9 protein-coding genes and 2 tRNA genes are annotated in these 12,766 nt (G+C 61.4%); 2 read left to right on the forward strand and 9 right to left on the reverse strand.

All coding sequences use genetic code 11. The features are described from left to right. Positions 1-21: 21 nt before the first annotated feature. The 4 genes from CAF76_RS16605 to rimO all read right to left on the reverse strand — a co-directional run bounded on the left by CAF76_RS16605 (position 22) and on the right by rimO (position 3,388). A complete protein-coding gene (locus CAF76_RS16605) occupies positions 22-489 on the reverse strand; it encodes a DUF1456 family protein (protein ID WP_064593879.1) in 468 nt (155 codons plus the stop codon). A 74-nt stretch (positions 490-563) separates the two neighbouring features. Continuing rightward, a complete protein-coding gene (locus CAF76_RS16610; protein WP_039771310.1) occupies positions 564-1,274 on the reverse strand; it encodes an rRNA pseudouridine synthase in 711 nt (236 codons plus the stop codon). Between the two features lie 191 nt (positions 1,275-1,465). After that, positions 1,466-1,939 carry a GNAT family N-acetyltransferase gene (locus tag CAF76_RS16615; RefSeq protein WP_085647830.1) on the reverse strand — a complete coding sequence of 158 codons (474 nt, stop codon included), beginning with the start codon at positions 1,937-1,939 and terminating at the stop codon, positions 1,466-1,468. A 111-nt stretch (positions 1,940-2,050) separates the two neighbouring features. Beyond that, positions 2,051-3,388, reverse strand: a complete 1,338-nt coding sequence (gene rimO / locus CAF76_RS16620) for a 30S ribosomal protein S12 methylthiotransferase RimO (protein ID WP_085612340.1) — start codon at positions 3,386-3,388, stop codon at positions 2,051-2,053. A gap of 347 nt (positions 3,389-3,735) precedes the next feature. On the opposite strand from rimO, the gene CAF76_RS16630 reads away from it, so the two are divergent. After that, a complete protein-coding gene (locus CAF76_RS16630; protein ID WP_371857891.1) occupies positions 3,736-5,577 on the forward strand; it encodes a potassium transporter Kup in 1,842 nt (613 codons plus the stop codon). Between the two features lie 261 nt (positions 5,578-5,838). On the opposite strand, the gene CAF76_RS16635 is transcribed toward CAF76_RS16630, so the two are convergent. The 4 genes from CAF76_RS16635 to CAF76_RS16650 all read right to left on the reverse strand — a co-directional run bounded on the left by CAF76_RS16635 (position 5,839) and on the right by CAF76_RS16650 (position 10,410). Further along, positions 5,839-7,134 carry a virulence factor family protein gene (locus CAF76_RS16635; protein WP_074691372.1) on the reverse strand — a complete coding sequence of 432 codons (1,296 nt, stop codon included), beginning with the start codon at positions 7,132-7,134 and terminating at the stop codon, positions 5,839-5,841. Beyond that, positions 7,134-9,773 carry a bifunctional lysylphosphatidylglycerol flippase/synthetase MprF gene (mprF, locus tag CAF76_RS16640; RefSeq protein ID WP_064593893.1) on the reverse strand — a complete coding sequence of 880 codons (2,640 nt, stop codon included), beginning with the start codon at positions 9,771-9,773 and terminating at the stop codon, positions 7,134-7,136. Before mprF ends, CAF76_RS16635 begins: the two co-directional genes overlap by 1 nt. A 279-nt stretch (positions 9,774-10,052) precedes the next feature. Continuing rightward, positions 10,053-10,129: transfer RNA gene (locus CAF76_RS16645), tRNA-Met, on the reverse strand. A gap of 204 nt (positions 10,130-10,333) precedes the next feature. Beyond that, positions 10,334-10,410 (reverse strand) — tRNA-Met (locus CAF76_RS16650). A 274-nt stretch (positions 10,411-10,684) separates the two neighbouring features. Between CAF76_RS16650 and dinB the strand changes: the two genes are divergently transcribed. Beyond that, positions 10,685-11,746: a DNA polymerase IV gene (gene dinB, locus CAF76_RS16655; RefSeq protein ID WP_039771321.1), complete on the forward strand. Its 1,062-nt coding sequence runs from the start codon at positions 10,685-10,687 to the stop codon at positions 11,744-11,746. Between the two features lie 49 nt (positions 11,747-11,795). On the opposite strand, the gene CAF76_RS16660 is transcribed toward dinB, so the two are convergent. Beyond that, positions 11,796-12,749, reverse strand: coding sequence for a hypothetical protein (locus CAF76_RS16660; protein ID WP_039771323.1), 954 nt, complete (start codon positions 12,747-12,749; stop codon positions 11,796-11,798). Between the last annotated feature and the right edge of the window lie 17 nt (positions 12,750-12,766).

Raw genomic sequence — 12,766 nt, forward strand, 5'->3', positions numbered from 1 at the left:
AAGTCGCCGTGATCGAATGGGTCAGCCGCGAACGCGCAGGGTCAGGCCCTTGAGGAAATTGCGCAGCAACTGATCGCCACACGGGCGGTAGTTGGTGTGGCCTACTTTGCGGAACAAAGCGCTCAGCTCAGGCTTGGACACCGGGAAGTCGGCAGCCTTGAGGATCGCGTGCATGTCGTCTTCCTTCAGTTCGAAGGCCACACGCAGCTTTTTCAGGATGATGTTGTTGGTCACCGGCAGTTCGATCGGCAGCGGCGGACGGCTTTCGTCCTTGCCGCGCTTGAAAATCACCAGACCGTCGAGGAAGTGCGCGATGACTTCGTCCGGGCAGCGTACAAAACCTTCTTCGTCTTCTTCTTTCTTGTCGAGGTACTTCACGACATCAGCCAGCGTGACGTCCAGGCCGCCGAGTTTGATGATCTCGACCACTTTCTTGTCGCTGATGTCGAGCATGTAGCGCACGCTGCGCAGAACGTCGTTGTGAACCATGTGTGCAATCCTGATCTTTTCGCTGTGGGCATCACGCGGGCGCGATGCCGGAAATGTAGGGTGGCTTGCGAGCCTTAGAATTTCTCTTTGCCGGACAGGTAGCGCCATTGGCCGACCGGCACCTTGCCGATGGACACGCCGCCGATGCGGATCCGGCGTATGCCGATGACCTTCAGGCCGACCGCTTCGCAGAACTGAGCGATGATCCCCGGCTGCGGGTTCTTCATGGCGAAGCGCAGACGGTTTTCGTTCTGCCAGCTGGCCTTGACCGGCGGCAGCTCCTTGCCCTTGTGGGTGAGGCCGTGCTGCAGTCGGTTGAGGCCGTGGGCAACCATGTCGCCTTCGACTTCGACCACGTATTCCTGCTCGATCTTGGCCGCGTCGGCGGTGAGCTTGCGCAGCACCTTCCAGTCCTGGGTGAACACCAGCAGGCCGCTGGCCTTGGGTTGCAGGTCGGCGCTGGCGGTCAGGCGCAGGAAATGCCCGCGCAGCGGACGCTTGCCGTAGCGGTGTTCTTCGCTGAGGGTCTCGGCGTTCAGCGACTGCATGGCGCTGTCGACATCCATGCCGGCCGGCACGTTGAGCAGGAGGGTCACCGGCTCCGGCGCGGTGGCCTTGGCGTCCTTGTCGAGCTCGACCTTCTGGTCGCCGACCTTGAACTGCGGCTCGTCGATGACTTCGCCGTCCACGGTGACCCAGCCGCCCTCGATGAACAGCTCGGCCTCCCGGCGGGAGCAACCGACCAGCTCGATGAGGCGTTTGGAGAGGCGAATCGGGTCAGTCATGACAGGGGCCGTAACAAAAAAGGGGTGGGCATTGTACCTGCCTGGGGCCGGTTAAGCCCGGAACGATTTTTACCGCTTGGCTTTTTGTGAGAGCGAGCCTGCTCGCGATGAGGCCTTTAGTCTCGATATCAATGTCGACTGTCAGATCGCCATCGCGAGCAGGCTCGCTCCCACAGTTGATTTCTGTCTTGTCAGCCGTGTTGCGAGCGCTGCTGATTCTGCCGCAGACGCATATGCAGCAGTGGATACGGCTGGCCCATGCCATCGACCTCCGAGCGGCCGATCACCTCGAACCCTTGCTTGAAGTAAAACCCCAGGGCCTGCGGATTCTGCTCGTTGACGTCCAGTTCGTCGGCGTTCAGGTGTTCCATCGCGTACTTCAACAGTTTCTTGCCAAGGCCCTGGCCGCGATGAGCCGGGTCGATGAACAGCATTTCGATCTTGCCCGCCGCGACACCGGCAAACCCGGTGATGCGCTGGTGGCTGTCCCGGGTGCAGATCAACATCACCGCATCGAGGTAGCGGGTCAGCACCAGATTCTTCAGCAGCTCGATGTAGGATTCCGGCAGGAAATCATGAGTCGCACGGACCGAGGCCTCCCAGACCCGGGTCAGTTCCTGGTAATCGCTGAGTTTCGGCGTGTGGATGACCGAATGCTGACGCATGCCCGATAGCCTCTTTGTCATGGATGAGGGAGTCCTTCCCCTCACAAACTCTAGCTGTAAAAAAGCCCCGCATCTCGTAAAAGAGAGCGGGGCTTTCTGTATTTTTCGCGCTTAGATCTGTTCGGCCCAGAGGTCGTATTCGTCGGCGTCGGTCACCTTGCACCAGACCTTGTCGCCCGGCTTGAGGTTGCTGCCGTTGTCGATGAACACGTTGCCGTCGATTTCCGGGGCGTCGAAGAAGCAGCGGCCGACCGCGCCTTGCTCGTCGACTTCGTCCACCAGCACTTCGATTTCGCGGCCGATGCGCATTTGCAGGCGCGCCGAGCTGATGGCCTGCTGGTGCGCCATGAAGCGCTCCCAGCGATCCTGCTTGACGTCGTCCGGAACGATGTCGAGGTTCAGGTCATTGGCCGGCGCGCCTTCGACCGGCGAGTACTGGAAGCAGCCGACGCGGTCGAGCTGGGCTTCGGTCAGCCAGTTCAGCAGGTATTGGAAGTCTTCTTCGGTTTCGCCCGGGAAGCCGACGATGAAGGTCGAACGGATGATCAGGTCCGGGCAGATTTCGCGCCAGTTCTTGATCCGCGCCAGGGTCTTGTCTTCGAACGCCGGGCGCTTCATCGACTTGAGGACTTTCGGGCTGGCGTGCTGGAACGGGATGTCCAGGTACGGCAGGATCTTGCCGGCGGCCATCAGCGGGATCAGTTCGTCGACGTGCGGGTACGGGTAAACGTAGTGCAGACGGACCCAGACGCCGAGGGTGCTCAGCGCTTCGCACAGTTCGGTCATGCGGGTTTTCACCGGCGCGCCGTTCCAGAAACCGGTGCGGTATTTGACGTCAACGCCGTAGGCGCTGGTGTCCTGGGAAATCACCAGCAGTTCCTTCACGCCGGATTTGACCAGGCGCTGGGCTTCGTCGAGCACGTCGCCCACCGGACGGCTGACCAGTTTGCCGCGCATCGACGGGATGATGCAGAAGCTGCAGCTGTGGTTGCAGCCTTCGGAAATCTTCAGGTATGCGTAGTGACGCGGGGTCAGCTTGATGCCTTGCGGCGGCACCAGGTCGATCAGCGGGTTGTGATCCTGCTTCGGCGGCACGACTTCGTGCACGGCGTTGACCACTTGCTCGTACTGCTGCGGACCGGTGACGGCCAGCACGCTCGGGTGCACGTCACGGATGTTGCCTTCTTCCACGCCCATGCAGCCGGTCACGATGACCTTGCCGTTTTCCTTGATCGCTTCGCCGATGACTTCCAGCGATTCGGCCTTGGCCGAGTCGATGAAGCCGCAGGTGTTGACCACGACCACGTCGGCGTCCTGATAGGTGGACACCACGTCATAGCCTTCCATGCGCAGCTGGGTCAGGATGCGCTCGGAGTCGACCAGTGCTTTCGGGCAACCCAGAGAAACGAAGCCAACCTTTGGATTGGCCGGCGCAGGAGTGGTGGACATGTCTAACCTCGGTGTTTTGTGACATCGATTACCTTGTTCAGGAACCGACGGACGGGCGCTTGAACTGCGCCTCTGATCAAAAAGTGCGCAATTCTAGCGACGAGCAGCGCACTTGACCAGCTTTATGCAGGGAAATACGACGAGTGCTGCGCTATGCTTCGCGCCGTTGCGCTTTACTGAATTTTTACAGTCAAGAAAACGTCTGTTACAGGGCGTAAAAACGCGCATGCTGCACACAAAGCATAGTGCTTCATATAAGAAGCCGGTCTGGGAATCAGGAGTGTTGGATGGGTCAGGCAAGTAGTCACGCGGCAGGCGCCGAAGGTTCGGCCACCAAGCCGCTGAGCATGCTGGTCGCGGCGGTCGGGGTAGTTTACGGCGACATCGGCACGAGCCCGTTGTACACCCTCAAAGAAGTGTTTTCCGGCGCTTACGGTGTGCCCGTCAATCACGACGGAGTGCTCGGCATTCTGTCGCTGATTTTCTGGTCGCTGATCTGGGTCGTTTCAATCAAGTACATGATGTTCGTCCTGCGCGCCGACAACCAGGGCGAAGGCGGGATCATGGCGCTCACCGCGCTGGCGCGGCGGGCAGCGGCGGGGCGCAAGCGATTGCGTACGTTGCTGGTGGTCTGCGGGCTGATCGGCGCGGCGCTGTTCTATGGCGACAGCATGATCACCCCGGCGATTTCCGTGCTCTCGGCCATTGAAGGTCTGGGCCTGGCCTTCGACGGCATCGACCACTGGGTCGTGCCGCTGTCGCTGGTGGTGCTGGTGGCGCTGTTTCTGATCCAGAAGCACGGCACGGCGCGGATCGGTATTCTGTTCGGGCCGATCATGGTCACCTGGTTCCTGGTGCTCGGCGCCCTCGGCGTGTACGGCATCAGCCACACCCCGGAAGTGCTGCACGCGATGAATCCTGTGTGGGCGGTGCGGTTCTTCACCGTCCATCCGGGCATGGGCGTGGCGATCCTCGGCGCCGTGGTGCTGGCGCTGACCGGTGCCGAAGCGCTGTACGCCGACATGGGCCACTTCGGTCGCAAGCCGATTGCCCGTGCGTGGTTCCTGCTGGTGCTGCCGGCGCTGGTGCTGAACTACTTCGGTCAGGGCGCCTTGCTGCTGGAGAACCCGGACGCCGCGCGCAACCCGTTCTACCTGCTGGCCCCGAGCTGGGCGCTGATTCCGCTGGTCGGTCTGTCGACCCTGGCCACGGTGATTGCCTCCCAGGCCGTGATTTCCGGCGCGTTCTCCCTGACCCGTCAGGCGATCCAGCTCGGTTACATCCCGCGCATGTACATCCAGCACACCTCCAGCGACGAGCAGGGCCAGATCTACATCGGTGCCGTGAACTGGTCGCTGATGGTCGGCGTGGTGTTGCTGGTGATCGGCTTCGAATCCTCCGGCGCCCTGGCCTCGGCCTACGGCGTGGCTGTCACTGGCACCATGCTGATGACCACGATTCTGGTGTCGGCAGTCATGTTGCTGCTGTGGAAATGGCCACCGATTCTGGCGGTGCCGGTGTTGCTCGGCTTCCTGCTGGTGGACGGTCTGTACTTCGCCGCCAACGTGCCGAAGATCGTCCAGGGCGGTGCCTTCCCGGTGATCGCCGGTATCGCGCTGTTCGTGCTGATGACCACCTGGAAACGCGGCAAGCAACTGCTGGTCGAGCGCCTCGACGAAGGCGCGCTGCCGCTGCCGATCTTCATCAGCAGCATCCGCGTGCAACCACCGCATCGCGTGCAGGGCACCGCCGTGTTCCTCACCGCCCGCTCCGACGCGGTGCCGCACGCGTTGTTGCACAACCTGCTGCACAACCAGGTGCTGCATGAGCAAGTGGTGCTGCTGACTGTCGTTTACGAAGACATCCCGCGCGTCCCGCCATCTCGCCGCTTCGAAGTCGAAGCCCACGGCGAAGGCTTCTTCCGGGTGATCCTGCACTTCGGCTTCACTGACGAACCGGACGTGCCGCAGGCGCTGAAGCTGTGCCATCTGGATGATCTGGACTTCAGCCCGATGCGCACCACCTACTTCCTCAGCCGCGAAACGGTCATCGCCTCGAAACTCGAAGGCATGGCCCGTTGGCGTGAAGCGCTGTTTGCGTTCATGTTGAAGAATGCCAACGGCAACCTGCGCTTCTTCAATCTGCCGCTGAACCGGGTGATTGAGTTGGGGACGCAGGTGGAGATGTAGGTTGCGTCTCGATTGAATAGCCCCCGTCAGCTTTGCGGCTGGCGGGGGCTTTTTTGTGTTTGTGGACTTATCAGAATCCAGTGGAGATCCCTGTGGGAGCGGGCTTGCCCGCGAATGCGGTGTATCAGTTTACAAATCAGCTGCCTGACCCATCGCCATCGCGGGCAAGCCCGGCTCCCACAAGGATCTCGGGCGTTTGCCAAAACGAAAAAGCCCCCGCAACTGCGAAGTCGCGGGGGCTTTTCGTTGGTGCGCTTCAGATCACTCTTCCGCCACCTGCGCAGTGTTCTGGCGCTTCTCGATCAAGTCCACAAGACGCTTGGCCAGCGCCGGGTAGTTCTCGTCGAAGTGGTGGCCACCAGGCAACTTCACCGCTTCGCCCACCGCCGTCTTGTCGGTGCAGCCGCTTTCGTCAGTTTCTTCTTCACCGTAGATGCACACGACCTTGGCCGGTGGCAGCTTGGCCATTTCCGGGCCGGTGGCGGCTTCTTTGCCGGCGTTGCCGAGCCAGCCTTCGACTTCGATTTCGAAGCTGCCGGTGCGGGCGAAGGCCAGCAGGATGATTGCGTCGACGCGTTGCTGCTCGGTTTCCGGCAGGCGGTTGTAGATGGCCGGGAGGACGTCGGCGCCGAACGAGTAGCCGGTCAGGATGAAGCGCTTGGTGCCCCATTTCTGGCGGTAGTGCTGCATCAGTTCGGTCAGGTCCAGCGCGCTCTGTTCCGGGCTCTTGTGCTGCCAGTAGTAGCGCAGGGTGTCGATGCCGACGACCGGGTAGCCGATCTTGGCCATTTCACCGGCCACGTCGCGGTCCAGATCTCGCCAGCCGCCGTCACCGGACAGGAACAGGGTGACAGTGTCCTTGGCCTGGCCGGCCGGGACTTCCACCACCGGGATCTGCAGGCCGCCGTTGGCCTTGTCGCCGCCGACGAGGATCTTGCGCAGTTCGTTGTTCAGCACTTGCGGCAGGTTGATGTCGTAGTCGCTGATGCTGGTTTCGGCGTTCGGTTGGTCGCGCACGAAGCCGGCGCTGGTGTCGTCCGGGTTATCGTTCCACGCCACCAGCCAGTGGCCGTGGGCGGCGGCTTTTGGCAGCAAGTGGGTGCAGCCGGGTTTTTCCAGGGCCAGGTCGACGGAGACGGCCTGGGCCTTGTCGTCCTTCTGCTCGGACAGCCAGCGCCACGCCAGGACGGCGCCGGGGCCGATGCCGCTGACCAGGGTCGCCGGGCCGTTCAGTTCACGCAGGCCCGCTTGCAGGGCGCGGCTTTGCAGCAGGCAGTCCTTGGGCAGGATCACCTGGACGATCTGCGCCGAGGCGCTGCGGCTCAGGGTGGTCAGTTGCTTGTCACTGAGCTTCTGGTCGTCGTTGACCGCCACCAGCACCTGAGCCTTGGGCTTGGTGCCAGGGATGACCCGGGTCATGGCGGCGCCATCGGCCGGGGTGAGCTGTTCGAGGGTCGGTTCCGGTGCCGGGCGTTTGAGGTACCAGAAACCGCCACCGGCAATCGCGGCCAGCACCAGCAGTGCGACCAGGATGTACTTCAGGGAGCGTTGAATCATCAGCGTTTCACCAATCCAGTCAAGCCGCCCGCGATCAGGGCAGCAGTGTCGGCCAGCGCCACCAGCGGATCCAGTCCGGCGGGCACGGCCATATAACGGGGTTCCCAGTCAGGCTGGAACTTGTCTTTGAAGCGGCGCAAGCCTTGGAAGTTGTACAGCTGCTCACCACGGCGGAAAACCATCGAGCCCAGACGCTGGGTCAGTGGTGCCCCGCGCCGGGGTTGCAACCCCGACAGCGGCACCATGCCCAGGCTGAAGCGCGCGTATCCGTGACTCTTATAGTGTTGAATCAGACCGACCATCATGAATTCCATGGTCAGCTTGGGGGCGTCCGGGTGCGCGCGCATCAGGTCGAGACTGGCCAGGTCATGGCTGTAGGTCTCGAGCAGGTTGGCGAATGCCACCGGGCGCCCTTCGAAGCGAATCACCGCGATGCGGAAATGCTTCAGGTAATCGTCGCTGAAACGGCCAAGGGAGAAGCCTTTCTCGCGCACGTTCTTGCCGGTCAGCCAGGCATCGGAAATCACCTTTAGCTCATCCATTGGCGCCTGGCCCGGCTCATGGATTTCCAGTGACAGGCCATCGCGAGTGCCACGGTTCCAGGTGTAGCGCAGGTCCTTCATCTCCTTGCCCTTGGCTTCCAGGTCAAAGCGATGCAGATCGACCCGGGCTTCCTCGCCCAGCTTGATCGCAGTCAGACCGATGTCCATGTAGTACGGCAGGTTTTCGGCGCGCACCTGATAGAACACCGGACGGGCGTGATGGATGTCGCACAGGTCGCGGAACTGCCAGATCATCTCGGCCCGTTGCTGGCCAGGGCCGATCGGGTCGTACAGGGCCACCAGACTGCGGCCGCGGCGGGCGTACATCAGGAAGGCTTCGTCGTTGGGATGAAACAGCAGCGCCTTGTCACCAGTCAGGGCCAGGCCACCGTCCGGTTGCGAGGAGGCCATCAGGATCTTCGAGGCGCGTTCCAGTTCGTCCGGTGTCGGCAGGTGAATCACCGGGCGGGCGGTGCGCAGCAGCCAGGTCAGGGCGATCACCAGCAGCAGCACGGCGGCGCCGAGCAGCGAGCGCAGGCCGCGCGGGGCGTCGGCGTCGAGGGTGAACTGCCACCACAGTTGATGGCTGTACGGAACGTCCTGATAAGCGAACAGCAACAGCCAGGTCGAAGCACCGAGTACGCACAGGCTGGCCACCAGATACAGCGGCGAGAACGGCAGTTCGGTCAGACGGCTCGGGCGGTAGAACGAGCGACGGAACACCCCCAGCAGCGCGGCGGTGAGGGTCATCAGGGTCGCTTCTTCCCAGTCGAAACCCTTGAGCAGCGAGAGCAGGGCGCCCACCAGCAACAGAATGGTGGTCAGCATCCACGCCGCCGACAACCGGCGACGCAAGCCCTGGGCGAGCATCAGGCACAGCACGCCGATCAGGCTGGCGCCAAAGTGCGAGGCGTCGACCAGGCGGTGAGGAATCAGAAAGCCGATGTGTTCCAGACGGGTGTCGATCTCTGGCGTCGCGCCGGAAAACAGCAGCACCACGCCGGACAGGAACACCAGCACCGCGAGAATCGGTGCCGCCAGACCGGAGGCTGCACGCATCGTCTGCGACTGAAACAGACGCTGGCCTTCGTTGAGCAGCAACAGCACGCAGGCCACCAGCAACGGCAGCACCACATAGATCAGGCGATACAGGAGCAGGGCAGCGGCCAGTGGCGCGGCGCCAAGCTTGTCGGCGAACGCCGCGAGCAGAATCGCTTCGAAGACCCCCACGCCACCCGGAACGTGACTGAGTACGCCCGCCGCCAGCGCCAGCAGATAAACCAGCAGGAACGCACCGAAGGGCGGCGCTTCCGGCAGCAGCAGATAAAGGACGGTCGCAGCGGCGGCGACGTCGAGGGCGGTGATGACCAGTTGCAGGAACGTCAGGCGACGACCCGGCAGACGCAGGGTGCGACGACCGGCCCGAACCAGCAGGTTGTCCGGATAAGGTTGTTCCGGCAGGCGACGGCGATAGATGCCGATAGCCAGGATCGCGCCGAGCAGCAGCACCACGCCGGCAATCGTCCCCAACAAGGTCTCGGACAACCCCAGTGCCTGCGATGCAGCAGGCAAGTTGCTCAGGGTCGCAAGGGCAGCCAGCGGCGGCAGGGCGCAGCCCAGCGACAGGCTGGCGAACAGCGTCATGTGCGCGACTTCGGACGCGCCCAGGCCATGTCGTGCATATAAACGGTAACGCACCGAACCGCCGGACAGCATCGACAGGCCGATGGCGTTGCCGATGGCAAACGCGGTGAAGCCGCCAAGGGCCAGAACTTTCGGTGCCAGCGTCACGCGGGCATAACGACTGGCCGACCATTCATAGCCGAGCAGAATGATGAAGCCGACGAATGTCGCACCGAGGGCACCGAGAAGGGCCGGTTTCGGCACCTCCAGAATCGAGTCGTGCAGTGCGTCGAGATCGAGTTCGCTGAGCAGATGGCGACAGGCAATCAGCGCGATGGCGAACAGCAGCAAAGTAACCGCCAGACCGATCGGTTGCCGGTATTTGCTGATCCGATCCAGCAGGCGCAGACGCTCAGGCTTGATCGGTGGGGTCGCTGTGACGGTGTCTTGTGAATCAGACGAGTTGGCGCGCATCAATCACCTCTTGGATTGTGCGCGACAGGATGGAGGTATCCAGCCAAGTAACCAATCCCTGTAGAAAAAAATAATCACAAAATACTACGCCTCTCACCGGGTATCGGCGAGGGCAGGTCCTGGATTGCAGATGCCTTGTCCGCGACTCAAGCATAGTCGCAACTCGGCGGGTCTGAAGATCCTGAACGGTTCACTGCACAGTGACAGATCATTGTTGCGAAAGGAATTTTTCCACAGATACAAAAAAGGCCACTCTTTCGAGTAGCCTTTTTTGATGTTTGGTTGCGGGAGCCGGATTTGAACCGACGACCTTCGGGTTATGAGCCCGACGAGCTACCAGACTGCTCCATCCCGCGTCTGTGTGGCGGCATTCTACAGGCGAACGGCGAGGTGTCAACCGATAATCCCGTGATGGGTCAAATAAGTGTGCAATCGCGGCAAACGGTCGCAGGGGGAGCGCTAAGTTTCGGAATCGGAACGATTTCCGCTTGGCGCGACTGGATCCGAAAAACCGACGCGCACAAAAAAGGCCAATCTTTCGATTGGCCTTTTTTGATGTTTGGTTGCGGGAGCCGGATTTGAACCGACGACCTTCGGGTTATGAGCCCGACGAGCTACCAGACTGCTCCATCCCGCGTCTGTGTGGCGGCATTCTACAGAGGAACGCCGGAGTGTCAACCTTCAATTCGGATAAAACCTGTTCAGCTTCAATTGGTTAGCGCTGACGGACGGTCTTTTGCTCGGCTGCAGGTCAGGCAGCGCAAGGGTTTCAGCTCTATTGGAGGTTGCTTTTCGATTGAGAAAATAAATTCAAAGGCGGTTTCCTACAAACTGAAAAGAACATTCATACCACTGGTGCTATATACAGGTGAGATACTGCCGGTCCGGCTCGCCATGTTTCCTTTTCTGTCATGACTCAGCGAAAAATCATCCACGTCGACTGTGACTGTTTCTACGCCGCCATCGAGATGCGGGATGACCCGAGCCTCGCCGGCAAGCCGTTGGCGGTCGGTGGTTCGGCGGACCGGCGCGGAGTGATCGCCACCTGCAACTATGAGGCGCGGGCTTACGGCGTTCGCTCGGCGATGTCGTCCGGACATGCCTTGAAACTGTGCCCGGACCTGACCATCGTCAAGCCACGCATGGATGCCTATCGCGAGGCGTCGAAGGAAATTCATACGATCTTCAGCGATTACACCGACCTTATCGAGCCGCTTTCCCTGGACGAAGCCTATCTCGACGTCTCGGACAGCGCGCACTTCGGCGGCAGCGCCACGCGGATCGCCCAGGACATTCGCCGCCGGGTTTCCAATCAGTTGCACATCACCGTCTCCGCCGGCGTGGCGCCGAACAAGTTTCTGGCCAAGATCGCCAGCGACTGGAAAAAGCCCAACGGCTTGTTCGTGATCACCCCGGACCAGGTCGAAGACTTCGTCAGTGGCCTGCCGGTGAGCAAGCTGCACGGGGTGGGCAAGGTCACGGCCGACAAGCTGGGCAAGCTCGGTATCAGTGACTGTCTGCAATTGCGCGAGTGGGACAAGCTGGCGCTGGTGCGGGAATTCGGCAGTTTCGGCGAGCGTTTGTGGAGTCTGGCCCGTGGGATCGATGAGCGGCTGGTGCACAACGACAGTCGTCGTCAGTCAATCAGTGTCGAAAACACCTACGACGTCGATCTGCCGGATCTACGCAGTTGCCTCGACAAGCTTCCGGAACTGTTGGAAACCCTGAAAACCCGTATGGCGCGGATCGACAGCAGCTACCGGCCGGGCAAGCCGTTCGTCAAAGTGAAGTTTCACGATTTCACCCAGACCACACTGGAGCAGGCCGGGGCAGGGCGGGATCTGGGCAGTTACCAGTTGATGCTGACCCAGGCGTTCAATCGCGGTGGTAAGCCGGTGCGGTTGTTGGGGGTGGGTGTGCGGCTCGAGGATTTGCGCGGCGGTTTTGAGCAGATGGAGTTGTTTGAGCGATAAGCGGACAAAAAAATGCCCGAAGCAGGTTCGGGCATTTTTTTCAGGGGGTTCAGTTCGGCCCCGGATCCGCCACCAGACGCCCCGCATCCCGGGTCAGGGACTTGAGGAATTCGGCCTGCAACTCAGGATCGTTGCGGGTCAGTTCAATCAGGCTTTGTTCCAGTTCACTGGCTTCTTCTTCCAGACCCAGTTCCGACAGACGCTTGACCCGGTGCACCCATTGGCTCACTTCGTCGTCTTCAAGATCGTCGTAGATCAGCCCGTGAGCTTCCAGCAGCTTGCCGCGCAGGTGACTGCTGATCGCCAGAGACGAGTCGGAATGCACGTCATCCTTGCCGTCTTCGACGCTGATCTGCAGTTTCCCTACATGATTGAGGTCGTTTTCGGCGAACGGGCTGTCCAGCAGGTTCAGGCGCAGCACGCCGTTGCGATCGGTGGTCATGTCGAAGGTCTGCTTGCCGGCCTTGACCTGAACCGGGCGCTCGCTCCACGGCAGGCTCGAATATTCCGTGCGCTTGTCGCGCTGGACTTCGTCGATACCGGCCAGGTTCTGTTGCGCGCGACCATTGGATTGCACGTTCATGAACGGGTTGAGCCCGGCGAAACCGTAGCTGAGCCAGTCACGTGTCACGCTGTCGGGCAGATTGCCGAGGGCAAACACGTTGACCACGTTCGCGCCGACGCCGCCGACCACCGCCACCGCGCCCAGCGGGATCTCGTAGATCTCCCGCCATGGCTGGTAAGGCGTGTAACGGTCGTAATGGCGGGTGACCTCGAACTCGGTGACTTCGAAAGTCTTCTGTTCGTTGATCTTCACGCGCCGTTGCGGCAGCTCAAGCACCTTGGGCTCGCCGACATCGATCTGCAGGCTGTGATCGAGCAGTTTGCGCTCGACACGTTCCTCGTGCTCGCTGCGTTGTGACATGTGATTGGCACAGCCGCTGACCAGCAGGGTGCCGCACAGGGCGGCACCACCGAGGCCTAAGGTGTTTCGCTTGAACATGACGTCTCTATCTGGTT

Source organism: Pseudomonas sp. B40(2017), assembly GCF_002112855.1.
In the GTDB taxonomy this organism is placed as follows: Bacteria; Pseudomonadota; Gammaproteobacteria; order Pseudomonadales; family Pseudomonadaceae; genus Aquipseudomonas; species Aquipseudomonas pharyngis.

Coding starts and splice junctions, on each gene's coding strand:
- CAF76_RS16605 (WP_064593879.1), bottom strand. CDS start 489: ATGGTTCACAACGACGTTCTGCGCAGCGTGCGCTACATGCTCGACATC.
- CAF76_RS16610 (WP_039771310.1), bottom strand. CDS start 1,274: ATGACTGACCCGATTCGCCTCTCCAAACGCCTCATCGAGCTGGTCGGT.
- CAF76_RS16615 (WP_085647830.1), bottom strand. CDS start 1,939: ATGCGTCAGCATTCGGTCATCCACACGCCGAAACTCAGCGATTACCAG.
- rimO (WP_085612340.1), bottom strand. CDS start 3,388: ATGTCCACCACTCCTGCGCCGGCCAATCCAAAGGTTGGCTTCGTTTCT.
- CAF76_RS16630 (WP_371857891.1), top strand. CDS start 3,736: ATGCTGGTCGCGGCGGTCGGGGTAGTTTACGGCGACATCGGCACGAGC.
- CAF76_RS16635 (WP_074691372.1), bottom strand. CDS start 7,134: ATGATTCAACGCTCCCTGAAGTACATCCTGGTCGCACTGCTGGTGCTG.
- mprF (WP_064593893.1), bottom strand. CDS start 9,773: ATGCGCGCCAACTCGTCTGATTCACAAGACACCGTCACAGCGACCCCA.
- dinB (WP_039771321.1), top strand. CDS start 10,685: ATGACTCAGCGAAAAATCATCCACGTCGACTGTGACTGTTTCTACGCC.
- CAF76_RS16660 (WP_039771323.1), bottom strand. CDS start 12,749: ATGTTCAAGCGAAACACCTTAGGCCTCGGTGGTGCCGCCCTGTGCGGC.